Source organism: Streptomyces rishiriensis, assembly GCF_030815485.1.
In the GTDB taxonomy this organism is placed as follows: domain Bacteria; phylum Actinomycetota; class Actinomycetes; order Streptomycetales; family Streptomycetaceae; genus Streptomyces; species Streptomyces rishiriensis_A.
On the sequence record NZ_JAUSWV010000002.1, the window covers coordinates 4,866,182 to 4,888,913 of the forward strand.

Here is a 22,732-nt window from a genome sequence, read left to right on the forward strand (position 1 = left end):
TGTGCACGCGTTCACAAAGACATAGCCTTCTGTCGACGGGGCGGTCTGGGAACGTGTGACCGCCTACAGCCCCGCTCTACCCGCAGGAGCACCGTGGCAACTGGCCGAACTCACCGACCGGCGACCCGTAGCCGAGGGATTCCCGAGGCCACCGTCGCCCGCCTTCCGCTGTACCTCCGCGCGCTGACCGCACTGTCGGAGCGCTCGGTCCCCACGGTCTCCTCCGAGGAGCTCGCGGCCGCGGCGGGAGTCAACTCCGCCAAGCTGCGCAAGGACTTCTCCTACCTGGGTTCCTACGGGACGCGGGGTGTCGGCTACGACGTCGAGTACCTCGTGTACCAGATCTCCCGCGAGCTCGGACTCACCCAGGACTGGCCCGTCGTGATCGTCGGGATCGGTAACCTCGGCGCGGCCCTGGCCAACTACGGCGGCTTCGCCTCGCGTGGTTTCCGGGTCGCGGCGCTCATCGACGCCGATCCCTCGATGGCCGGGAAGCAGGTCGCCGGGATCTCCGTCCAGCACAGCGACGGCCTGGAGAAGATCATCTCCGACAACGGCGTCTCCATCGGGGTCATCACCACCCCGCCGGGCGTCGCCCAGCAGGTCTGCGACCGGCTCGTGGCCGCCGGCGTCACGTCGATCCTGAACTTCGCGCCGACCGTGCTGACCGTCCCGGACGGCGTCGACGTGCGCAAGGTCGACCTCTCCATCGAGCTCCAGATCCTCGCCTTCCACGAGCAGCGCAAGGCCGGCGAGGAAGCCGCGGCGAACGAGAGCGCCGTACCGGCGCCCGTCGGCCGCGCCGACTCCACCGACCGGGGACCCGACGGGGACGTACCCGCCGTGATGCCGGCATGAGTCTCCTCGTCGTCGGGCTGAGCCACCGCAGCGCCCCGGTCAGCGTGCTGGAACGGGCCTCGCTGTCCACGGACGCCCAGTTCAAGCTGTTGCAGGACACCGTCGCCGCCGAACCGGCCGCCGAGGCCGCGGTCCTCGCCACCTGCAACCGGATCGAGCTGTACGCCGACGTGGACAAGTTCCACGCCGGTGTCGCCGAGCTGTCCACGCTGCTCGCCCAGCACAGCGGGGTCGGGCTCGAGGAGCTCACCCCCTACCTGTACGTGCACTACGAGGACCGCGCCGTCCACCACTTCTTCTCGGTGGCCTGCGGTCTGGACTCCATGGTCGTCGGCGAGGGACAGATCCTCGGGCAGCTCAAGGACGCCCTGGCCCGGGCGCAGGAGCTGCACACCGCCGGACGGCTGCTGAACGACCTGTTCCAGCAGGCCCTGCGGGTCGGCAAGCGCGCCCACTCCGAGACCGGCATCGACCGCGCCGGACAGTCCCTGGTCACCTTCGGCCTGGAGCAGCTGGCCGCGGGCGGGGACGTGGCCGCGTGGGCGCGCGGCAAGAAGGCGCTGGTCATCGGCGCCGGTTCGATGTCCTCGCTGGCCGCCGCCACGCTCGCGCGTGCCGGGGTCTCCGAGATCGTCGTCGCCAACCGCACCTTCGACCGGGCCGAGCGGCTCGCCCGCCTGCTCGAGGAGCAGTACGGACAGCGCCTGACCGAGGCCGAGGGCACGGACGTGTCGGCCCGCGCGGTACCGATGGAGTCGGTGCCGGCCGAGCTGACACGTGCCGACGTGGCTGTCTCCTGTACCGGGGCGACGGGTCTGGTCCTGACGGCGGAGGCGGTCGCGGAGGCCCTCGAGGGCCGCACCGGGGCCCCCGTCGCCTTCCACGACGAGGCCGCGGCGACGGACATACGGCCGCTGCCGCCCACCTCGGTCGGGACCGACGAGAACTGCCCCCTCGACCTGGCAGCGGTGCAGCAGCCCGCCGCACAGCAGTCCGGTTTCTCCGTGCTGGGAGAGGCCGCCGTCGCCGGCATGGACGCGGCGACGCTGGAGCAGCACGCCGCCTGGGTCGACAACGCGACCGTGGACCGCCGGCAGGCCGCCCGCCGTGGTCCCGAGGCCGACGCCGAGCTGATCGCCGCGCTCGCCGCGACCGCCGCCGCCCTCGGCCGTATCCCCGAGCGCCGCCGGCCCGAGCCGGTCGCCGCGCTCGCCCGGCCGGAGCCGGTCCTCTTCCTGCTCGACCTGGCGATGCCGCGGGACGTCGACGCGGCATCCCACCGGCTGGCCGGCGTGCGGCTGGTGGACATCGAGTCGCTGGCGGAGGCCTCGGCCGACGCGCCGATGGCCGCCGACGTCGACCAGGTGAGGCGGATCGTCGCCGACGAGGTCGCCGCCTTCGGCGCCGCACAGCGGGCCGCGCACATCACGCCGACCGTGGTCGCCCTGCGCACCATGGCCGCCGACGTCGTGGCCACGGAGATCGCCCGGCTCGACGGACGGCTGCCCGGCCTGGACGACAAGCACCGCGCCGAGATCACCCAGACCGTGAAGCGGGTCGTCGACAAGCTGTTGCACGCGCCGACCGTACGGGTCAAGCAACTCGCGGCCGAGCCCGGCGGCGCCGGGTACGCGGACGCGCTGCGGACCCTGTTCGACCTCGACCCGGAGGCGGTGGCCGCCGTGTCCCGGGCCGAGGAAAGCACCGAGAAGAACGCAGAGAACCGAGGGCCGGCATGAGCGGCAAGAGTACGAAGGCACTGAGACTGGGGACGAGGCGGAGCAGACTCGCCATGGCCCAGTCCGGGCAGGTCGCGGAGGCCGTGAGCCAGGTGACCGGACGGCCCGTGGAACTCGTCGAGATCACCACCTACGGCGATGTCTCCCGCGAGCACCTCGCGCAGATCGGCGGCACGGGCGTCTTCGTGACCGCGCTGCGCGACGCGCTGGCCAAGGGCGAGGTCGACTTCGCGGTTCACTCGCTGAAGGACCTGCCGACCACGCAGCCCGAGGACCTGGTCCTGGCCGCCGTACCGGTGCGCGAGGACCCCCACGACGTGATCGTCGCCCGGGACGCGCTGAAGTTCACCGACCTGCCGCGCGGGGCACGCATCGGTACGGGTTCGCCGCGCCGCATGGCGCAGCTGAACGCGTACGCGCGCAGCCACGGGCTGGACATCGAGACCGTGCCGATCCGCGGGAACGTCGACACGCGGATCCGGTACGTGCACGACGGCGAGCTGGACGCGGTGGTGCTGGCGGCGGCCGGCCTCAGCCGCATCGGCCGCATCGACGAGGTCACCGACTTCCTGTCGATAGACACGGTTCTGCCCGCTCCCGGCCAGGGAGCACTGGCGATCGAGTGTGCCGCGGACAACGCGTCACTGATCGCCGCGCTCGGTGAGCTCGACGACCCGTTCACCCGGATCGCCGTGACCGCCGAACGGTCCCTGCTCGCCGCCCTGGAGGCCGGCTGCTCCGCCCCTGTGGGCGCACTGGCCGACCTCCTGGCCGACGGGCAGATTGTCAACGAAATGCGCCTGCGTGGCGTCGTCGGCACCACCGACGGCACGCGCATGGTGCAGCTGTCCACCACCGGTCCCGTGCCCGAGACACACGACGGGGCAATGGCGCTCGGTCGCGAACTCGCAGCCGAGATGCTCGCCCAGGGCGCGGCCGGTCTGATGGGGGAGCGAGCACTGTGAGCCCCACCGCCCTTCCAGCCGCCGGTCCTGAACACGGGCACGTCACCTTCCTGGGTGCCGGACCCGGGGATCCGGGACTACTGACTCTGCGCGCCGTGGAGGCGCTTGCGCACGCGGACGTCCTCGTCGCCGAGCACGAGGTGCTCGACGTCGTACGGACGCACGCGAGGCCGGGCGTCGCCGTCGTGAACGCGGAAGCGGGTCCTTCGTGGGACCCTCTTCCGGGCACGGGCGCGCCCCTCCCGACGATCGTTGACGGCACGTCAACAACCGCTGAGGTACCCGCTGTGCGCGATGCCGCACATCTTGTCATGGAGGCCGCGCGGGGCGGCAGGCGGGTCGTCCGTGCGGTGACCGGGGACCCCGGACTGGATACGTACGCGGCCGCGGAAATGCTCGCGTGCGCGGCGGCCGGTGTTCCCTTCGAGGTCGTACCCGGTGTCGCGGCCGCCGTCGGCGTACCCGCCTACGCCGGTGTGCCGCTGCGGGACGCGCAGGGCGCCGACGTCCGGTTCGTCGACGCGCGCACGGCTTCGGACCGCTGCTGGAGCGAGGTCGGGGCGTCCGACGGCACGGTCGTCGTGTCGACGACCCTCGACGCGGTGGCCTCGGCCGCCGGCGAGCTGGTGTCGGCGGGGCGCAAGCCCGATACGCCGATGACGGTCACCGTGGCCGGTACGACGACACGGCAGCGGACGTGGTCGGCGACCCTCGGCACCATCGCGCAGACGCTGAAGCAGGCGAAGGTGCTGCCCTCCCCGGAGGGCGGCCGCCCGGTGATAGCCGTGGTCGGTGAGCGTTCCGCCCCCGCCCAGCGCGACCAGCTGTCGTGGTTCGAGTCCAAGCCGCTGTTCGGCTGGAAGGTGCTCGTGCCGCGTACGAAGGAGCAGGCGGTGTCGCTCTCCGACCGGCTGCGCTCGTACGGCGCCGTGCCGCACGAGGTGCCGACGATCGCCGTCGAGCCGCCGCGCACCCCCCAGCAGATGGAGCGTGCCGTCAAGGGCCTGGTGACGGGCCGCTACGAGTGGATCGCGTTCACCTCGGTCAACGCCGTCAAGGCGGTGCGCGAGAAGTTCGAGGAGTACGGGCTCGACGCGCGTGCCTTCGCGGGCATCAAGGTCGCCGCGGTGGGCGAGCAGACGGCGAAGGCGCTCGTCGCCTTCGGTGTGAAGCCGGACCTCGTGCCGAGCGGTGAGCAGTCGGCCGCCGGGCTCCTCGAGGACTGGCCGCCCTACGACCCGGTCTTCGACCCGATCGACCGGGTGTTCCTGCCGCGCGCCGACATCGCCACCGAGACCCTGGTCGCCGGGCTCATCGAGCTGGGCTGGGAGGTCGACGACGTCACCGCCTACCGGACCGTGCGGGCCTCGCCGCCGCCGGCCGAGACCCGCGAGGCGATCAAGGGCGGCGGCTTCGACGCCGTGCTGTTCACGTCGTCGTCCACTGTGCGCAACCTGGTGGGCATCGCCGGGAAGCCGCACAACGTGACGGTCATCGCCTGCATCGGTCCCGCCACGGCCAAGACGGCCGAGGAGCACGGGCTGCGGGTCGACGTCATGGCGCCCGAACCCTCCGCGCTCAAGCTGGCCGAGGCGCTGGCCGACTTCGGGCTGCGCCGGCGGGCCGCGGCCCAGGAGGCCGGTGACCCGGTCAGCCGGCCGAGCGAGCGGCGTCCTGGAGCGCGCCGGAGGCGGGCCACCTGAGTCCCGAGGACGCGGACCGACAGTGCGCGCGGCCCCGGACCCGATTCGACGGGTACGGGGCCGCGCGCGCGTTCGCTCCGGGCCGGGGGCTGCCCGAGGCGCGCCGGCCCGTCGGCGGTGACGGTGGGGCGTCCACCGGTATCCACGGCGACCGATCCTGATCGCGTGCTGGGTGGCGGCGGGCCAGGTCTTGGTCCGGATCGCCCGGCCGTACCGGCCGGAGGCGCCCTTCCGCGCGAGGTCGTCACGAACCGAGGTCACGTGAGGCACACCGGGCACACGGTGGCACATGCGCGGAGTGGCGGGCCGACTCGGCGTCGGCAAAGGCGGGGCCGGGGCGGGCGTAGCGTAGGGCGTATGACGAAGTACGGATCCTTTCCCGGTTCGCGTCCCCGGCGGCTGCGTACCACCCCCGTCATGCGGCGCATGGTCGCGGAGACCCGGCTGCATCCGGCGGACTTCATCCTGCCCGCGTTCGTGCGGGAGGGCGTGAGCGAGCCGGTGCCGATCCAGGCCATGCCCGGTGTCGTGCAGCACACGCGCGACAGCCTGAAGAAGGCGGCGCTGGAGGCCGTACAGGCCGGGATTTCCGGGATCATGCTCTTCGGCGTGCCGGAGGAGTCGAAGAAGGACGCCCTCGGCACGCCCGGGACCGACCCGGACGGGATCCTCCAGGTCGCCATCCGGGACGTGCGGGCCGAGGTCGGGGACGACCTGCTCGTCATGTCAGACCTGTGCCTGGACGAGACGATCGATCACGGGCACTGCGGGGTGCTGGACGAGCAAGGGCGCGTCGACAACGACGCCACCCTGGAGCGGTACGCCGAGATGGCGCAGGTCCAGGCCGATGCCGGCGCCCATGTCGTCGGGCCCAGCGGGATGATGGACGGGCAGATCGGGGTCATCCGTGACGCCCTGGACCAGATCGGCCGGGAGGACGTCTCGATCCTCGCCTACACCGCCAAGTACTCGTCGGCCTTCTACGGTCCGTTCCGGGAGGCCGTCGGGTCGTCCCTGAAGGGCGACCGGAAGACGTACCAGCAGGATCCGGCGAACCTCCGCGAATCCCTGCGCGAGCTGGCGCTGGACCTGGAGGAGGGCGCCGACATGGTCATGGTGAAGCCGGCCGGACCGTATCTGGACGTCCTCGCCCGCGTCGCCGAAGCCGTGGACGTGCCCGTCGCCGCCTACCAGATCTCCGGCGAGTACTCGATGGTCGAGGCCGCCGCAGAGAAGGGCTGGGTCGACCGCGACCGGGCGATCCTCGAGACGCTGACCGGCATCAAGCGGGCCGGAGCGCGGAACATCCTCACCTACTGGGCCACCGAAGTGGCCCAGAAGCTGCGGTAGTCCGCCCGTTCTCACCAGGACAGCGCGTCGTCCATGCCCTGCTGCCAGTACGTCACCGTCAGGGAGCTGTCGTAGTAGAGGCCCTTGGCGGGCAGGGGCGGCGTCGCGGAGGCGCCGCCGTCGCTGTTCGGGGTGTAGCCCTGGAAGGCGACCGTCAGCTTCTTGGCCGTCTGTCCGCCGTCGCCGCTGCCGTCGGCGGCGGACAGCAGGACGCCGGCGTAGCCGGACTCGCCGGGCGCGAGGCTCGTCACCGCCTGCGGCCGCGTCTTCTCGGCGGCCTGCGGCACCCACTGCATCTCGTCGAAGCGCACGACCGGGTAGTAGGTCAGGTCGCAGGTCCTGCTGCCGGTGTTGGTCACCGTGAGCAGCATGTGGTTGAGCGGGCGGGCGACCGGCTCTGCGGTGACCTCGGTGTTCGACCCGTTGCACAGGACGCGGGAGCCGGAGGCGGTGTCGGCCTTGTCGTCCGTCCTGGCGCCCGTGTCGCCGCCTGTGGCGGAGCCCTTGCCGGCGCCGGTGTTGCCGGCCGTCCCGCCGGTCGAGCCCGCCGTGTCCTTCGACGGGGTCGTGCCGGCGCCCTTGTCGGTGGCGGGCGTGGGCTGTGCCGCCGTGGCCGTCGACGACGCCGGGCGCGACGCTCCCTCGTCCTGTACGCCCGTCCCGTCCTCGCACGCCGTGAGCGCGAGGGCGGTCAGCGCGGTGAGGGCGAGCAGGTGGCTGGTGCGGCGGATACGCATCGTGAAGTCCTCTTCCGGAATGGCGGGTTGAAGCGCCGTGCTTGGATGACCAAAGCTTGTGGGGGGATCCGTCCCGGCCGCCATGTCCGGCGGGCGATCAGGGACGCTGGAACGCCGGCAATGGGTCTGACCTGCGGAATCGGACCGTCCCTGGAACGCGGGGATGGGACACGGGGAGTGGAGGAACGGTGTCTGCGAGCGAGTTCGCCGAGCTGCTGCGGGAGTTGAAGGAGCGGTCCGGGCTGAGCTACGGGATGCTCGCGAAGCGGCTCCACATGAGTACGTCGACGCTGCACCGCTACTGCAACGGGGACGCCGTCCCCACGGACTACGCGCCCGTGGAACGGCTGGCGCGGCTCTGCAAGGCGTCGCCCCGGGAGCTCGTCGAGCTGCACCGGCGGTGGGTGCTGGCGGACGCGGTGCGGGGGAGGAAGGGCGGTACGGCCGAGGCGGAGGCCGTCGCGGACGGCACCGCGGATGTCGTCGTCGGCGAGGGCGTCGCGGGGGCGGCGGTCGTGGACGCGGGGGGCGCGGAAACGGCCGGCGCGGCCGAGGGCGCCGGAGCCGGTGGTGGTGGGGGCGGCGTCGGGGGCGAGGGCGGCCGTCGGCACCGCCGCTCCCTGGTTCTCGCCGGTGTCGGTGTCGTGGCCGCCCTCGGTTCGGTGGCCCTGGCGCTCGCCCTCACCCTGCCGTCCGGGGGGTCCGACGAGGGGGACGGCGCCGGCGCCGCGGGGACGGCGTCCGTGCAGGGGCGCGGAACGGGAGGCACATCCTCGGCGTCGGCGTCCGCGTCGCCCTCCGTGTCCCGGTCCGCGTCGCCGTCGGCTTCGGCCTCCGGGTCCGCCTCTCCGTCGGTCTCCGCCACCGGCGGCTCCCCGGCGGCGCCGGGTGCGGAGGCCAGTGCCGCCGTCCCGCTGACGGTCACCACGCGCCCGTACGCCTGGGAGAACCCGTGCATCCAGCACTATCTGATCGAGCGGGGGCCGGCGCAGGTCGGGCCACCGCCCGGCGAGCAGGACGCGCCCGCGTGGGTGGCCCGGTACGGGGCGGTGTCGGCGGGGGAGCAGTATCTGGAGCTCACCGTGCAGGGGACCGGCGAGGAGACCGTCGTCGTGGACAGTCTGACGGTCCGGACCGTCGGCAAGGGCGCGCCGCCGGCCTGGAACGACTACGCCATGGGTTACCCGGGCGTCGGCTGCGGGGGCGGGGTGCCGACGCGGGCCTTCTCCGTCGCCCTCGACGCGGCACGGCCGGCGCTGGTGCCCGAGGCGGGGCACGCGAACTTCCCGTTCAAGGTGAGCGAGTCCGACCCCGAGGTCTTCTACGTCACCGCCGACGCCTCCGCGTACGACGTGCGCTGGTACCTGGAGCTGTCCTGGTCCAGCGGTTCACGGCACGGCACGCTGACGATCGACAACGAGGGCAGGCCGTTCCGCACCAGTGGTGAGAACGGGCGCCCCGACTACGCGTTCCCGCTCGGCGGTTCCGCGTGGGAGCGGGCGGGAGTCTCTGCCACGCCGTAGGCGCCGGAACCGGACGGGGTGGTCGTCCCCGTCACGGCGCCGGCGTCCGGCGGGCCCTCGTCGCGCAGGCCCTCGCCGTCGTGGCACGCGGTCAGGGTGAGGGCCGCGGCGGCGGTCAGCGCGACGGCGATCAGACGGACGCGGCGGGGGGTGCGGGGAGTCCAGCGTGTGACGGGAGTGGGGGGAGTGGGCGGAGTGGGCCGTGTGGGCATGGGGCAAGCCTGGGTCGTCCGGCCTCCGACCTTCCACATCCGCCCCACAAGTCGGGACGCCCCAGTGGTCCCATGCCCTTTGACCTGCGGGAACGGCCCCATGATGGGACGGGACGCGGGACGCCCGACCGCCTGGGGGAAGCCTTTCCGCGCACGGATCCGCAGAATCCGCTGGATCCGCAGAATCCGCGGAGTCCGGGAAGACCGCTGACCCGCAGCGGTCGCGGGGGTCGACCCGGCCGGAGTCCCGAGGGGTGCGGGAGCCGGTGGCGGCGCTGTCCGCCGGGAGGTGACGGTGTCGACGTGCACGGGGCGACGGGGACGAAGGTGTGAACGCGTGCCGCTGTCCACATGGCAGAAACCCATGTGTAAGCGGCATCTATCTCCCTAGGGTGCGGGCATGACTGTCGCAGCCGAGTCGCCCAGTGCGTCCGCCCCCGCCTCCGTCCCCGCCGCCGTCCCGGCTTCCGCCCCTGCCGCCGTCCGGGCTTCCGTCCCGGCCGCCGTTCCTCCGTTGGCCTCCCGGGTCCGGTCGATCGGCGGCTCGCCCGTGCGGGACATCCTCGCGGTCACCGCCCGCCCAGAGGTGATAAACTTCGCGGGCGGGCTGCCCGCGCCCGAACTGTTCGACCGCGAGGGCGTGGCCGCCGCGTTCCGGTACGCGCTGGAGGAGGCCCCTGCCCAGGCCCTCCAGTACGCCACGACCGAGGGCGAGCCGATCCTGCGGGAGCGGCTGGCGGCCCGGACGACGGCCCGCGGGCTGCTCACGACCGCCGACGACCTGCTCGTCACCACGGGTTCCCAGCAGGCTCTGTCCCTGCTGGCGACCGCTCTCCTCGACCCCGGCGACACGGTGCTCGTCGAGGCGCCCTGCTATCTGGCCGCCCTTCAGGTCTTCGGCCTGGCGGGAGCGAGGATCGTGGCGGTGCCCTGCGACGCGGACGGTCCCGACCCCGAGGCACTCGCCGACCTGGTGGTCGGCGAACGCGCGAAGCTCCTCTACACCGTCCCCACCTTCCAGAACCCCACCGGCCGCACCGTCCCCGCCGAGCGCCGGGCCGCGGTCGCCGCCGTCGCCGCGCGGCACGGGCTGTGGATCGTCGAGGACGACCCGTACGGCGAGCTCCGCTACGAAGGCGAGCGCGTCCCCTGGATCGCCGCCCACCCCGACGCCCGCGACCGTACGGTCCTTCTCGGCTCCTTCTCCAAGGTCATGGCACCCGGCATCCGGCTGGGCTGGCTGCGTGCGCCGGCCGAGCTGCGCCGGGCCTGTGTCGTCGCCAAGCAGGCCGCCGACCTGCACACCCCGACCGTCAACCAGCTCGCCGCGGCGCGGTATCTGGCCGCGTTCGACCTGGACGCGCACGTGGCCCGGGTCGCCGCCGTGTACCGGGAGCGCCGGGACGCCATGCTCGCGGGTCTCGCGGAAGCCCTCCCGGCCGGGTCGGTGTGGACCCGGCCCGAAGGCGGCATGTTCCTCTGGGCCCGCCTCCCCGAGTCGTACGACACCACGGAGCTCCTCCCGCGGGTCGTCGCCCAGGACGTGGCGTACGTCCCCGGCGCCCCCTTCTACGCCGGCGAACCCGATCGCTCGACCCTGCGTTTGTGCTTCGTGACGCAGACCCCGCAGGAGATCGGGGAGGGGCTGCGCAGGCTCGGGCGCGGGCTCACCGGGTAGCGCGGGCCTGTCGGGTCAGTCCCACCAGAAGGTCCAGGCGGGCTCGCCGACGAGCAGCTGCTGGGCATAGGCCTCCAGGGTGCCCGGGCCCCGGAGGACGTTGTCCGGGCAGAAGGCGAAGTGCTCGGCGGCGATCCGCTCCGCCTCCGCGAGGGTGCCGGGCGGGGCCGCGACGGACACGGCCAGGACGTCGGAGCCGAGGCCGACGACCCGTATGCCGAAGCGGTCCTCCCAGGAGCGCAGGACGGCGCACAGACGCGCGGTGTCGTTGTCGTGCTCGGCCGGGCCGGACCAGCCGACGGCCGCCGGGACGTCCGCGCTGCGGCGCGCCGGGACCAGGGCGACATGTGGCGACCTGAACCAGGAAGGCCCCTGCTCCGCAAGGGTGTCGGCGATCTGCGCGGCGCGTACGTCCGGATCCGCCGTCAGGGTGCCGGGCGTGGCCAGGCCGGGCCACTCCTCGCCGTCCGCCGCGCACTCCGCCCAGTGCTCCGCGAGGACCTCCTCCGCGTCGTGATCCCCGGGGTACGACACCTCGGCGGGTGCCAACTCCCATTCCGAAGGGCCGCCCTGGGATCCGCCGAGGTCGACCAGGACCGGGACCAGTCCGGCTCGCCCCGCCCTCCCGCCCAGGGCCGTCCAGTTGCCGGAGGACGCGGACTGCTCCGCGTGCCACAGCAACGGCTCGTGCCACACGCCTTCGTCCGTCGCGTCGATCAGCCGGCCCGGCGGGAGCTGGAGGCCGAGGGAGCGGCCGCTGGGATCGGAGGCCAGCTTGGGGAGCGGATTGGGAAGAGTCGCCATGCCGGTGACTGTAAGGGCAGGCACTGACAGCGACCCGGGTCGGTGTGCCCCGCCCCGCCCGCGACGGCCGTCAGGCGGTGTGTCTCGCGCGCCGACGGCGCCGGACGGGCGTCAGCCGGCTGCCCAGACCGACGAGCGGGAGGACGACGGCGGCCGGGACGACCACACCCGCGCCTGCGACCAGCAGGAAGGTGATAGGACGTCACTGATCGACGGGTCGTCCGCGCCGCCCGACTGCCGCTCGCACGACCGCGGCCCGTCCTCCCCGTGGAACCGGTAGCCGGTTGCCGGAAGGAGGACGGGCCGCGTGTGTCGATGGCCCCTGGGCGCCGCCGGGTCGGTCAGAGCTTGTCCGGCGTCCTGATGCCCAGCAGGGCCATGCCCAGGTGGAGGGTGCGGGCCGTGAGGTCCACCAGGAAGAGGCGGTTCTCGACGACCTCCGGCGAGTTGTCGGGGGACAGCACGTGGCACTGGTCGTAGAACGTCGTCAGGTGCGAGGCCAGCTGGTACAGGTACGCGGCCAGCTTGTGCGGCTCGTACGCCGCCGCGACCTCGTGCACCGTCTCGCCGAACCGGTCCAGGTGCAGGCCCAACGCCCGTTCCGCCGGGGCGAGTTCCAGTTCAGGGTGGGCGGCCGGGCGGGCTTCGCCGGCCTTGCGCAGGATCGACTGGATCCGGGCGTACGCGTACTGGAGGTAGACGGACGTGTCGCCGTTCAGCGAGACCATCTGGTCCAGGTCGAACTTGTAGTCCCGCACCGCGGAGGTCGACAGGTCGGCGTACTTCACGGCGCCGACACCGACGTAGCGGCCGTTCTCCACGATCTCCGGCTCGGTCAGGCCGACCTTCACGGCCTTCTCGCGGACCACGGCCGTGGCCCGCTCGACGGCCTCGTCGAGGAGGTCGACCAGCTTGACCGTCTCGCCCTCACGGGTCTTGAACGGCTTGCCGTCCTTGCCGAGGACCGTGCCGAACGCCAACTGGTGCGCCTTGACGTCCTCGTTCAGCCAGCCCGCCCTGCGCGCCGTCTCGAAGACCATCTTGAAGTGCAGCGACTGACGGGCGTCCACCACGTACAGCAGGGTGCTCGCCTTGAGGTTGAAGACACGGTCGCGGATCGCCGACAGGTCGGTCGCCGCGTACCCGTAGCCGCCGTCCGACTTCTGGACGATCAGCGGGACCGGGTTGCCGTCCGGGCCCTTGACGTCGTCGAAGAAGACGCAGAGGGCGCCCTCGGAGCGGACCGCGACCCCGGACTCCTCCAGGAGCCGGCAGGTCTCCGCCAGCATGTCGTTGTAACCCGACTCGCCGACGATGTCCTCGTCGCGGATCTCCATGTCCAGCTTCTCGAAGACCGAGAAGAAGTAGATCTTCGACTCGTCGACGAACTTCTGCCAGGTCGCCAGCGTGTGCGGGTCGCCCGCCTGGAGGTCCACCACCCGGCGCCGGGCCCGGGTCTTGAACTCCTCGTCCGCGTCGAACAGCCTGCGCGCGGCCTTGTAGAGGCGGTCGAGGTTCGACATCGCCTCCTCGCCGCTCACCTGGGACTGCTTGTGGTCCAGCTCGTGCGGGTGCTCGTCCAGGTACTGGATGAGCATGCCGAACTGGGTGCCCCAGTCGCCGATGTGGTGCCGGCGGACCACGCTCTCGCCGGTGAACTCCAGGATCTGCACCGTCGCGTCGCCGATGACCGCCGAGCGCAGATGGCCGACGTGCATCTCCTTCGCCACGTTCGGCTGGGCGTAGTCGATGACCGTCGTGCCCGGGTGGGCGGCGTGCGGCACGCCCAGGCGGTCCGTGTCCGCGTACCGCGCCGCGAGGTTCCGGGTGATCGCGCCGTCGGTGATCGTCACGTTCAGGAAGCCGGGGCCGGAGACCTCGATCTCCTCGATCAGGTCACCCATGACGACCTGTGCCACGACCTGCGTCGCCAGCTCCCGCGGGTTCGCCTTCGCCTTCTTGGCCAGCGCCAGGATGCCGTTGGCCTGGAAGTCGGCCCGGTCGCTTCGTCGCAGCAGCGGGTCCGCGCCGGCGGCCTCCGGCAGGGTGGCCGAGAGGGCGGACGTGAGGTGCTGTTCGACGGAGTGACTGAGGGACGTGACCGGGGCCATAGGAGTGGGTGCCGTTCTCCTCGTGGGGATGGATGGGCACGGTCAGTATCCCATGGGGGGTAAAGCGGTTTTCCCGGGCGCGGGGCCGTCTGGGACAATGGAACGCACTTCAAACCCGGAAGCCTTCAGAACAAGAGGACGTGCCGATCGTGGCTCTGAGCACCGAGACCACCGACTGGGTCTCCCGTTTCGCGGATGAGGTCATCGAGGAGTCGGAGCGTCGGGCCCCCGGCAAACCTGTGGTCGTCGCGTCCGGACTCTCCCCGTCCGGACCCATCCACCTGGGCAACCTCCGCGAGGTCATGACCCCGCACCTGGTCGCCGACGAGCTCCGCCGCCGCGGACACCAGGTCCGTCACCTGATCTCCTGGGACGACTACGACCGCTACCGCAAGGTGCCGCAGGGCATCGAGGGGATCGACGACTCCTGGGCCGAGCACATCGGCAAGCCGCTGACCTCCGTCCCGGCGCCGCGTGGCTCCGCGTACCCGAACTGGGCCGAGCACTTCAAGGCCGCGATGGTCGAGTCGCTGGCCGAGCTGGGCGTGGAGTTCGACGGGATCAGCCAGACCGCGCAGTACACCTCCGGTGTCTACCGCGAGCAGATCCTGCACGCGATCAGGCACCGCGGTGACATCGACGCGATCCTCGACCAGTACCGCACCAAGAAGGCCCCCGCGAAGAAGCAGCAGCAGAAGCCGCTCGACGAGGCCGAGCTCGAGGCGGCGGAGGGGTCGGGCGCGGCGAACGAGGACGACGGCTCCTCCGGTTCGGCCGGCTACTTCCCGTACAAGCCCTACTGCGGCAACTGCGAGAAGGACCTCACCACGGTCACCTCGTACGTCGACGACACCACCGAGCTGTCCTACACCTGCACCGCCTGCGGGTTCGCCGAGACCGTCCGGCTGAACGAGTTCAACCGCGGCAAGCTGGTCTGGAAGGTCGACTGGCCGATGCGCTGGGCGTACGAGGGCGTGGTGTTCGAGCCGAGCGGCGTCGACCACTCGTCCCCCGGGTCCAGCTTCCAGGTCGGCGGCCAGATCGTCGGCATCTTCGGCGGCAAGCAGCCCATCGGGCCGATGTACGCCTTCGTCGGCATCAGCGGCATGGCGAAGATGTCGTCCTCGAAGGGCGGCGTGCCCACGGCCGCCGACGCGCTGAAGATCATGGAGCCGCAGCTCCTGCGCTGGCTCTACGCCCGCCGCCGCCCCAACCAGTCCTTCAAGATCGCCTTCGACCAGGAGATCCAGCGGCTCTACGACGAGTGGGACAAGCTGGACGCCAAGGTCACCGACGGCTCGGCGCTCCCGGCCGACATCGCCGCGCACTCCCGTGCGGTGGGCACGGCCGCCGGTGAGCTGCCGCGCACCGTCCGGCCGCTGCCGTACCGCACACTGGCCTCCGTCGCCGACATCACCGCCGGACACGAGGACCAGGCCCTGCGGATCCTCTCCGACCTCGACCCGGAGAACCCGCTCGGCTCCCTCGACGAGGCCCGGCCCCGGTACGACAAGGCGGAGGCGTGGATCAACACCCATGTCCCCGCCGACCAGCGCACCGTCGTCCGCGCCGAGGCCGACGCCGAGCTGCTGAAGTCCCTCGACGAGGACTCCCGGCAGTCCCTGCGGCTCCTGCTCGACGGGCTCGCCGACCACTGGTCGCTGGACGGCCTGTCGCACCTCGTCTACGGCGTCCCGAAGGTCCAGGCCGGCTTCTCCGCCGACGCCACCCCCAAGGAACTCCCGCCGGAGATCAAGACCGCCCAGCGGACGTTCTTCGCCCTGCTCTACCACTTGCTGGTGGGGCGTGACACGGGCCCGCGGCTGCCCACCCTGCTGCTGGCCGTCGGCCAGGAGCGGGTGCGCGCCCTGCTCGGGGAGTAGGACCCACCGGAAGGGGCCCTCGTACCTGTCGGTACGAGGGCCCCTTCGCGTCCGGTTCCGCCTACGCGATGTGGTCCTCCTCCAGCTCCGCCGTGTGGCGGTTCTGGAAGCGCATGACCATGCGCTTGGCCTCGGCGTCCGCGACGGGGACGCCGTAGGTCGCCTCGACGTTGTCGCTGAACTGGCTCGGGGTCGGGTAGCTGCCGTTGATCGACTGCTTGAAGACCTGGTAGTACGACTCCTCGTCCGGCTCGATCAGCGGGGTGCCGCCGCCCTCACCGAGCTCACGGCTGCGGCCGGGACCCACCGGGATGGGGAACGAACCGGTCTCCTCGGGGGAGGGCTCCTGCGCCGGAGGCTCCTCCTGGTACTGGTCCTGGTACTGCTCGGCCTGCTGCTGCTCCTCGTACCACTGGGCGTACTGCTCCGAGGGGTCGTACGTGGGGTCGTAGCCCCCCTGGTACGCGACCTCGTGCGGCGCCTGGAACCACGGGCTCGGCTCCTCCTCCGCGGGCGCGGGGGCGGGCGCAGGGCCGACCTGCTGTGCCTGCTGCTGAGCCTGCTGCGGCGCCTGGGTCTGCTGCGGCGCCGGAGCCGCCTCGACGGCCCGGACGCCCGCGCCGACCGGGGCGGCCGCCGTCAGCACCTGCTGGGGCGCGGCCGCCGCCGCCTGCACCGGAGGGAGCAGGGCCGGCTCGATGCCCGCCGCCGCCAGACCCGCCGGGGCGGTCTCCGCCAGCGGAACGCCGTAACGGGCCAGCCGCAGCGGCATCAGCGACTCCACCGGGGCCTTGCGGCGCCAGGCGCGACCGAAGCGGGAACGCAGCCTCGCCTGATAGACGAGACGTTCCTGCTCCAGCTTGATCACCTGTTCGTAGGAGCGCAGCTCCCACAGCTTCATCCGCCGCCAGAGCAGGAAGGTGGGCAGCGGGGAGAGCAGCCAGCGCGTGAGCCGCACGCCCTCCATGTGCTTGTCGGCCGTGATGTCCGCGATCCGGCCGATCGCGTGCCGGGCGGCCTCGACGGACACCACGAACAGGATCGGGATCACCGCGTGCATCCCCGTGCCCAGCGGGTCCGGCCAGGCCGCCGCGCCGTTGAAGGCGATCGTCGCCGCCGTCAGCAGCCACGCCGTCTGCCGCAGCAGCGGGAAGGGGATGCGGATCCAGGTCAGCAGCAGATCCAGGGCCAGCAGGACGCAGATACCCGCGTCGATGCCGATCGGGAACACGTACGAGAAGTTCCCGAAGCCCTTCTCGAGGGCCAGTTCCCGGACGGCCGCGTACGAACCGGCGAAGCCGATGCCGGCGATGACCACGGCGCCGGCCACGACCACGCCGATGAGAACGCGGTGCGTCCGGGTCAGCTGTATTGGCGCGGACACCCGTACTCCCCTCCCCTTGCCTGTTCTTGCGCGCAACAGGGTGGCACATGTGTGCGGCGAACGCGTTGCCGGATCGTCAGCTCTTCGCGGAGGCGGACGCCTTCGGGGCTGCCGCGGCCGCCTTGGAGGCCGTCGCCTTCGGGGTCGCCGACGACGACTTGGAGGGCGTCGCCTTCGGGGCGGCCGAGGCCGACGTGGAGGGGGACGGGCTCGTGGCCGACGGGTCCGAACCGCCGCCGCCACCCTCGCCGTTGGCCGACCGCACCGCGGCCACCGCTTCCTTGGCCGCCTTCTCCGCCGACTTCGTCAGGGTCTCCGCGCTCGGCGACTTGTCGCCCGCCAGACCGGCACCGTTGTAGTCGAGCGTGAGCACCACATTCTCGACGCGGACCACGACCGTCTGCTGCTTGAAGGCGCCCTCCGTCTTCTTCAGGTCGTAGCGCACCGACGTCGCCTCGTCACCCGTCGCGGTCACCGGCGCCGACTTGACGTTCTTCGCGCCCGTCACCGCCTGGGCGTCCTTGACCTGCTTCGCGTAGTACGTCTTCGCCTGCGACTCGCCGTCACCGGTCGTCGCGTCCGACTCGAAGCGCAGCAGCGAAACGTTCAGCCACCGGAACTGCGAGCCCTTCACACCCTTGTTGGCCAGGCTGGACCAGGAACAACTGGCCCGGGCCGCGGTGTCGCTGGACGTCCCCTCCTTGCCCGAGGCCGCCCCCTTCGGCACCAGCTCCGTCAGGGTCTTCCTGGTCACCACCGCACACGCCTCGGGCAGCGTCCTGTACGCCGCCGCCTGCACGGTCGGCGCGGCGCTCGCCGTCGAGCCGGCGCCGGAACCGGAGCCGGTGGAGGCGCTGGTGTCCTTCGCGTCGTCTCCCGAGCCGGAGTCCGAGGAGCAGCCCGCGGCGATCAGCATCACCGGGACGGCGACCGCCGCGGCCAGGAGGCGGTTCAGCCCTCCGGCACGGTTCACTCGCTCGGCACGCTGCTCGCGCTGGTCAAACTGGCCGTCTCGCTGGGCTCGTCGCTGCATGGTTCCTTCACTCATGACGCTCGTGGTTCCTGCGGTCGGATCGGGTCCGAGGGGCCACGGTAGTCGGTGAAGAAGCTGTGCGGTTCCGCTTCGAGGGCTTTGCGGGCGGGGCGCGAACCGGGCCGAAGTACCCTCAGCCGGCCAGGGAGTCGGCGAGCTGCGCGGCCAGTTTCCGGGCCTTGTCCTGCATTTCCTCGCTGTCCGGCACCGTGCCGACGGTCGCCGGCTGCTCCTCGTACCGGATGGTCACCATGACGTTGGACGTGCGGAACGCCACAGTCACCGTGCGCTGTTTGGCCGTCGAACCGGAGCTGCTGAGCGCGTCGTCGACGAACGCCTCGTCGCCCAGGTCCTCCAGGAGGCGGGGCTGGAGTTCGGCCGGGGGAACGGTGGACGAAGCCGAGGGCGAGACGGAGGACGAGGCGCCCGGGGAGGGCGAGGTCGTCGTCGAGGGGGAGGGGCTCGGGCTCGTGGTGGGGGAGCCGGTCGCAGCGCCGGTGGTGGTGGAGGCGGCGGGCGCCGGAAGGTCGGCCGCCGTCACCTTCTGCGCGAAGAGGGTCTCGGCCTGGTTGTCGTCGCTGACGGCGTTGTCGTACGAGACGACCCGCTCGAAGTCGACGAGGAGATGGTCGGTGGCGTCCGTCGACTCCACCTTCCAACGGCAGCCCACCTTGCGGTCCGTGTCGAACGTCTGGGTCGCCTCGCCCGCGTAGGCCGTGTCGCGCTGCGCCTCGTCGGCGAGCTGCTTGATGCCGGGCAGGAGCGAGTCGAGGGTGGACCGGCTCACCACCCCGCAGGCCTCGGGAAGCGTGTCGTACTTGCCGGGCTGCGCGACGGCGGCGGTCGTTCCCGCGTCGCCCGGGTTGGAGTTGTCCGTCGAGCCGCCCTCGTCCGAACCGCCGGTGCAGCCGGCCAGCAGCGCCGCGAGGAGCGCGACGACGCCGGGTACGTATGCCGTCCGCTGCACGGTCGGCTCCTCTCGACAAGTCGGGTGAAGTGAGCGGCCCGGTGTCCCCGCTGGTTATTCGCTTGCCGGGCGGGGGCGGCCCCTGGAGACAATGTGTATCGCACGTGGAGCTGTGGATGCCGGTCCGCTGTCCTTTTCGTTGACCTTGGCACCAGTTTTGCGATCTAAGGCTTTTGTGTTCAATCCGGGGGAATGAGGACGATATGTCGTACGTAGAAATGCAGGGCGCGAAGGTACCCATCCGTATGTGGGCCGACCCGGCGTCGGTCGAGGAAGGTGCGCTCCAGCAGCTGCGGAACGTGGCGACCCTGCCGTGGATCAAGGGACTGGCGGTCATGCCGGACGTCCACTACGGCAAGGGCGCGACGGTCGGCTCGGTCATCGCGATGCAGGGCGCCGTCTGTCCCGCGGCGGTGGGGGTCGACATCGGCTGCGGGATGTCCGCGGTGAAGACCTCGCTCACGGCGAACGACCTTCCCGGCGATCTCTCCCGGCTCCGTTCGAAGATCGAGCAGGCGATCCCGGTGGGCCGCGGGATGCACGACACCGCTGTCGAGCCGGACCGGTTCCACGGGCTGGCCACCGGCGGGTGGGACGACTTCTGGGGGCGGTTCGACGGGGTCGCGGACGCGGTGAAGTTCCGTGAGGAGCGGGCCGTGAAGCAGATGGGGACCCTTGGCGGGGGCAACCATTTCGTCGAGGTATGCACGGATACGACCGGTGCTGTCTGGCTGATGCTGCACTCCGGTTCCCGGAACATCGGCAAGGAACTCGCCGAGTTCCACATCGGGGTGGCCCAGAAGCTCCCGCACAACCAGGGCCTGATCGACCGCGATCTCGCCGTCTTCGTCGCGGACACCCCGCAGATGGCGGCCTACCGCAACGACCTGTTCTGGGCCCAGGAGTACGCGAAGTACAACCGCACGCTCATGATGGCGCTCCTGAAGGACGTGATCCGCAAGGAGTTCAAGAAGGCGAAGCCGGCCTTCGAGCGGGAGATCAGCGCACACCACAACTACGTCGCCGAGGAGCGCTACGACGGGATGGATCTGCTGGTGACCCGCAAGGGCGCGATCCGGGCCGGCTCCGGCGAGTTCGGCATCATCCCGGGTTCGATGGGCACCGGCTCGTACATCGTGAAGGGTCTCGGCAACGAGAAGGCCTTCAACTCGGCCTCGCACGGCGCGGGTCGGCGGATGAGCCGTAACGCCGCCAAGCGCCGCTTCTCGACGCAGGACCTGGAGGAGCAGACGCGGGGCGTGGAGTGCCGTAAGGACTCCGGCGTCGTGGACGAGATCCCGGCCGCCTACAAACCGATCGAGCAGGTCATCGATCAGCAGCGGGACCTGGTCGAGGTCGTGGCGAAGCTCAAGCAGGTCGTCTGTGTGAAGGGCTGACACCGCCGGCCGGCGGAAGAAGCCCGCCGGGGAGGGGCCCGAGCCGGTTCGGCAGGGGCCCCTCCCGTCGCTCCTTCACCCGAGCCGCTTCTCCAGCAGGGTCACCGCGTACGGGCTTCCCGTCCCGCCTTCCTTCGCGCGCTGTTCGCCGACGACCGTGTAGCCCGCGGACTCGTAGTACGCGCGCAGGCGGGGGTTGGCGGAGAGGCAGTCGAGACGGGCGTACGGGCGGCCCGCCGCGGCGATGCGGGACTCGGCGTGGGCCAGCATCCTGCGGCCCGCGCCCGGTGGGGCGGTGTGCGGGGTCGTCATCAGGCGGTGGATGTAACCGGCCTCGGGCGGCCGGGGGCCCCAGGCGGCCGGGTCGTCCCACCAGAGTTCGAAGGCGCCCGCGACCACGCCGTCCGCGTACGTCAGCCAGACCTCGCCGTCGCGCATGCGGTCGACGAAGTGGGCCTCGGTCTTCTCGCCGGGCCGCCACTGCTCGATGCCCCGGGCCAGTTGCCACAGGGCCGCCGTGTCGCGCAGGCGGACCAGGAGGGGGGCGTCGAGCGGCTCCGCCCTGCGGTGGGTCAGCTCCGGCCAGGTCGTGGGCACCGGTTCCAGAAGGCGGGCGCGCAGGGTCGCCGACAGGGTCTCCGCGTCCATGCCGAGAGCCTGCGTCACATACGCCTCCACCGAGCCGTACCGGGCCCGCAGCGCCTCCAGGAACAGACGCATCACCGACTCGGGAGCCCGGCCGTAGGACGGCCACGCCGGGGAGCGGCCGTCGTTCCTCGCGCGCCAGTCGGCGAGCAGGGCCGGGGTCGCCAGTTCCGTCAGGGTGAAGTCCTCGATGATCACCTCGTCCGGCACGCCCAGCAGACCGAGGATCAGCGCCGCCAGCTGCCCGGTGCGGTCCTTGCCCGAGGCGCAGTGGAAGACCAGCCCCTCCTGCGCCTCGGCCACCAGCTCCAGGGCGGCCGCGATCTCCTTCGTGCCGTCCTGCGCCACCTCCATGAAGCGGGCGGAGAGATACGGGCCCGGGTCCACGTCGGCGGTCAACGCCGCCTGGTCGTAAGGGCGGTGCTCGATGCTGAGGTTGCGGTAGATGAAGGACCCGTGCTCCGGGACCCGGCCCCTCGCCTCCGCCTCCCAGGGGTGGCGGAGGTCGACCACCGTGCGGACGCCGAGGGCGAGGAAGCGGTCCCAGTCCGGGGTGTCCGGTCGCAGCTTGCCGAGCGAGTCCGCGCGGAACAGCCGGCCCGCGCGGACCCGGTGGCCACTGCTCGTCGGGTATCCGCCCAGGTCACGGAAGTTGTGCAGCGTCTCGAACGGTATGTGTCTGTCCACGTGGAAGACCCTAAGGCGCGGCGGCCGTCACTTCGCGTGGCGTACCGCGTAGATCATCACGAACGCCACGACATGGATGCCGAAGAGGAAGTAGGCCAGGAAGACCCACATGTGCCGCTCGTCCTTCGTCTCCCGGGCGAGACGGCGCTGCTCCAGTGAGCGCTGTCCGGGCGACAGCTGTCCGGGAGGGGACTGTCCGGGAGGGAGCCGTTCGCTCGCGTCCGGGTCCCGGCCCGCGCCCTCCTCCTCGGCCGTCACAGTTCCCGGTGCACCTTCGTGTTGGACGCCTGGGCGCGGGGGCGCAGGACGAGCAGGTCGACGTTGACGTGGCTGGGGCGGGTGACCGCCCACGCGATGGTCTCGGCCACGTCGGAGGCGGTGAGGGGTTCGGCGACGCCCTCGTAGACCTTGGCGGCCCTGTCCGCGTCGCCGCCGAAGCGGGTGAGGGCGAACTCGTCCGTCCTGACCATGCCGGGGGCGATCTCGATGACGCGGACCGGCAGGCCGACGATCTCCAGGCGGAGCGTCTCGGCGAGGACGTGGGCGCCGTGCTTGGCGGCGACATAGCCGCCGCCGCCCTCGTACGTCCCGTGCCCGGCGGTCGAGGACACCACCACGACGGTTCCGTCACCGCTCGCCACCAGCCTGGGAAGCAGGGCCTGGGTGACGTTGAGGGTGCCGAGGACGTTCGTCTCGTACATCGTGCGCCAGTCGGCCGGGTCGCCGGTGGCGACGGGGTCGGCGCCGAGCGCGCCGCCCGCGTTGTTGACGAGGACGCCGATCGTCTTGAAGGCGCTCGCGAACTCGTCGACCGCCGCTCGGTCCGTGACGTCCAGCTGGTACGCCGTCGCGGAGCCGCCCGCCTGCGCGATCTCCTCGGCCAGCGCCTCGATGCGGTCCTTGCGGCGGGCGGTCAGGACGACCCGGTAACCGGCCGCGGCGAGCTGCCGGGCGGTGGCGGCGCCGATTCCGCTGCTCGCACCGGTCACGACGGCGATGCGGGAGGCGGCGGACGGTGCGGCGGTGGCCATGGGCTGCTCCTCGTGCACGGTGGTG

At 71.9% G+C, this 22,732-nt stretch carries 19 protein-coding genes; 9 read left to right on the plus strand and 10 right to left on the minus strand.

Going from position 1 to position 22,732, the window contains the following annotated elements; translation table 11 throughout:
* Positions 1-93: 93 nt before the first annotated feature.
* The 5 genes from QF030_RS24160 (at position 94) to hemB (ending at position 6,615) form a co-directional block, all read left to right on the plus strand.
* Entirely contained in the window at positions 94-858 is a 765-nt protein-coding gene (locus QF030_RS24160) for a redox-sensing transcriptional repressor Rex (protein WP_307164728.1), read from the plus strand.
* Entirely contained in the window at positions 855-2,597 is a 1,743-nt protein-coding gene (locus QF030_RS24165; RefSeq protein ID WP_307164729.1) for a glutamyl-tRNA reductase, read from the plus strand. Before QF030_RS24160 ends, QF030_RS24165 begins: the two co-directional genes overlap by 4 nt.
* Positions 2,594-3,562 (plus strand): hydroxymethylbilane synthase, encoded by a 969-nt coding sequence (gene hemC, locus QF030_RS24170; protein WP_307164730.1) that lies wholly within the window; start codon positions 2,594-2,596, stop codon positions 3,560-3,562. The genes QF030_RS24165 and hemC overlap by 4 nt, the downstream gene beginning before the upstream one ends.
* Complete coding sequence (locus QF030_RS24175) at positions 3,559-5,265, plus strand: bifunctional uroporphyrinogen-III C-methyltransferase/uroporphyrinogen-III synthase (RefSeq protein ID WP_307164731.1); 1,707 nt, start codon at positions 3,559-3,561, stop codon at positions 5,263-5,265. Before hemC ends, QF030_RS24175 begins: the two co-directional genes overlap by 4 nt.
* Positions 5,266-5,622: 357 nt before the next feature.
* Positions 5,623-6,615, plus strand: a complete 993-nt coding sequence (gene hemB, locus QF030_RS24180; protein ID WP_307164732.1) for a porphobilinogen synthase — start codon at positions 5,623-5,625, stop codon at positions 6,613-6,615.
* An 11-nt stretch (positions 6,616-6,626) separates the two neighbouring features.
* Here the strand turns inward: hemB and QF030_RS24185 are convergent, their stop codons facing one another.
* Positions 6,627-7,352, minus strand: a complete 726-nt coding sequence (locus QF030_RS24185; RefSeq protein WP_307164733.1) for a DUF4232 domain-containing protein — start codon at positions 7,350-7,352, stop codon at positions 6,627-6,629.
* A 188-nt stretch (positions 7,353-7,540) separates the two neighbouring features.
* Between QF030_RS24185 and QF030_RS24190 the strand changes: the two genes are divergently transcribed.
* On the plus strand, positions 7,541-8,875 hold the full coding sequence (locus QF030_RS24190; RefSeq protein ID WP_307164734.1) for a helix-turn-helix domain-containing protein: 1,335 nt from the start codon (positions 7,541-7,543) through the stop codon (positions 8,873-8,875).
* Here QF030_RS24190 and QF030_RS24195 read toward each other — a convergent pair.
* Complete coding sequence (locus QF030_RS24195; protein ID WP_307164735.1) at positions 8,815-9,087, minus strand: hypothetical protein; 273 nt, start codon at positions 9,085-9,087, stop codon at positions 8,815-8,817. The two genes, QF030_RS24190 and QF030_RS24195, sit on opposite strands and share 61 nt — an antisense overlap.
* A gap of 400 nt (positions 9,088-9,487) precedes the next feature.
* Between QF030_RS24195 and QF030_RS24200 the strand changes: the two genes are divergently transcribed.
* Entirely contained in the window at positions 9,488-10,765 is a 1,278-nt protein-coding gene (locus QF030_RS24200) for an aminotransferase-like domain-containing protein (RefSeq protein WP_307164736.1), read from the plus strand.
* Between the two features lie 15 nt (positions 10,766-10,780).
* Here the strand turns inward: QF030_RS24200 and QF030_RS24205 are convergent, their stop codons facing one another.
* Together QF030_RS24205 and argS are read right to left on the minus strand one after the other, a co-directional pair.
* Positions 10,781-11,569, minus strand: coding sequence for a DUF4253 domain-containing protein (locus QF030_RS24205; RefSeq protein ID WP_307164737.1), 789 nt, complete (start codon positions 11,567-11,569; stop codon positions 10,781-10,783).
* 341 nt (positions 11,570-11,910) lie between these two features.
* Entirely contained in the window at positions 11,911-13,680 is a 1,770-nt protein-coding gene (gene argS, locus QF030_RS24210) for an arginine--tRNA ligase (protein ID WP_307164738.1), read from the minus strand.
* 140 nt (positions 13,681-13,820) lie between these two features.
* On the opposite strand from argS, the gene lysS reads away from it, so the two are divergent.
* A complete protein-coding gene (gene lysS / locus QF030_RS24215) occupies positions 13,821-15,563 on the plus strand; it encodes a lysine--tRNA ligase (RefSeq protein WP_307164739.1) in 1,743 nt (580 codons plus the stop codon).
* 61 nt (positions 15,564-15,624) lie between these two features.
* Here the strand turns inward: lysS and QF030_RS24220 are convergent, their stop codons facing one another.
* From QF030_RS24220 to QF030_RS24230, 3 genes are all read right to left on the minus strand, one after another.
* Complete coding sequence (locus QF030_RS24220; RefSeq protein ID WP_307164740.1) at positions 15,625-16,947, minus strand: DUF2637 domain-containing protein; 1,323 nt, start codon at positions 16,945-16,947, stop codon at positions 15,625-15,627.
* Between the two features lie 76 nt (positions 16,948-17,023).
* Complete coding sequence (locus QF030_RS24225) at positions 17,024-17,995, minus strand: DUF3558 domain-containing protein (RefSeq protein WP_307164741.1); 972 nt, start codon at positions 17,993-17,995, stop codon at positions 17,024-17,026.
* A 118-nt stretch (positions 17,996-18,113) separates the two neighbouring features.
* A complete protein-coding gene (locus QF030_RS24230) occupies positions 18,114-18,947 on the minus strand; it encodes a DUF3558 domain-containing protein (RefSeq protein ID WP_307164742.1) in 834 nt (277 codons plus the stop codon).
* A 203-nt stretch (positions 18,948-19,150) separates the two neighbouring features.
* On the opposite strand from QF030_RS24230, the gene QF030_RS24235 reads away from it, so the two are divergent.
* On the plus strand, positions 19,151-20,344 hold the full coding sequence (locus QF030_RS24235; RefSeq protein ID WP_307164743.1) for an RtcB family protein: 1,194 nt from the start codon (positions 19,151-19,153) through the stop codon (positions 20,342-20,344).
* Positions 20,345-20,419: 75 nt separating this feature from the next.
* Here the strand turns inward: QF030_RS24235 and QF030_RS24240 are convergent, their stop codons facing one another.
* From QF030_RS24240 to QF030_RS24250, 3 genes are read right to left on the minus strand one after another with little or no spacing between them, the layout of a single operon-like run.
* Positions 20,420-21,676: a GNAT family N-acetyltransferase gene (locus QF030_RS24240; protein ID WP_307164744.1), complete on the minus strand. Its 1,257-nt coding sequence runs from the start codon at positions 21,674-21,676 to the stop codon at positions 20,420-20,422.
* A gap of 27 nt (positions 21,677-21,703) precedes the next feature.
* Positions 21,704-21,934: a hypothetical protein gene (locus QF030_RS24245; protein WP_307164745.1), complete on the minus strand. Its 231-nt coding sequence runs from the start codon at positions 21,932-21,934 to the stop codon at positions 21,704-21,706.
* The gene (locus tag QF030_RS24250) at positions 21,931-22,707 is read right to left on the minus strand and encodes an SDR family NAD(P)-dependent oxidoreductase (RefSeq protein ID WP_307164746.1); all 777 of its coding nucleotides are present in this window, start codon (positions 22,705-22,707) and stop codon (positions 21,931-21,933) included. The genes QF030_RS24245 and QF030_RS24250 overlap by 4 nt, the downstream gene beginning before the upstream one ends.
* Positions 22,708-22,732: the final 25 nt, after the last annotated feature.

What these genes read in the sequence shown, in the direction of transcription:
- QF030_RS24165 (WP_307164729.1), top strand. Translation starts at nt 855, where the DNA reads ATGAGTCTCCTCGTCGTCGGGCTGAGCCACCGCAGCGCCCCGGTCAGC.
- hemC (WP_307164730.1), top strand. Translation starts at nt 2,594, where the DNA reads ATGAGCGGCAAGAGTACGAAGGCACTGAGACTGGGGACGAGGCGGAGC.
- hemB (WP_307164732.1), top strand. Translation starts at nt 5,623, where the DNA reads ATGACGAAGTACGGATCCTTTCCCGGTTCGCGTCCCCGGCGGCTGCGT.
- QF030_RS24185 (WP_307164733.1), bottom strand. Translation starts at nt 7,352, where the DNA reads ATGCGTATCCGCCGCACCAGCCACCTGCTCGCCCTCACCGCGCTGACC.
- QF030_RS24195 (WP_307164735.1), bottom strand. Translation starts at nt 9,087, where the DNA reads ATGCCCACACGGCCCACTCCGCCCACTCCCCCCACTCCCGTCACACGC.
- QF030_RS24200 (WP_307164736.1), top strand. Translation starts at nt 9,488, where the DNA reads ATGACTGTCGCAGCCGAGTCGCCCAGTGCGTCCGCCCCCGCCTCCGTC.
- QF030_RS24205 (WP_307164737.1), bottom strand. Translation starts at nt 11,569, where the DNA reads ATGGCGACTCTTCCCAATCCGCTCCCCAAGCTGGCCTCCGATCCCAGC.
- argS (WP_307164738.1), bottom strand. Translation starts at nt 13,680, where the DNA reads ATGGCCCCGGTCACGTCCCTCAGTCACTCCGTCGAACAGCACCTCACG.
- QF030_RS24225 (WP_307164741.1), bottom strand. Translation starts at nt 17,995, where the DNA reads ATGAGTGAAGGAACCATGCAGCGACGAGCCCAGCGAGACGGCCAGTTT.
- QF030_RS24235 (WP_307164743.1), top strand. Translation starts at nt 19,151, where the DNA reads ATGTCGTACGTAGAAATGCAGGGCGCGAAGGTACCCATCCGTATGTGG.
- QF030_RS24250 (WP_307164746.1), bottom strand. Translation starts at nt 22,707, where the DNA reads ATGGCCACCGCCGCACCGTCCGCCGCCTCCCGCATCGCCGTCGTGACC.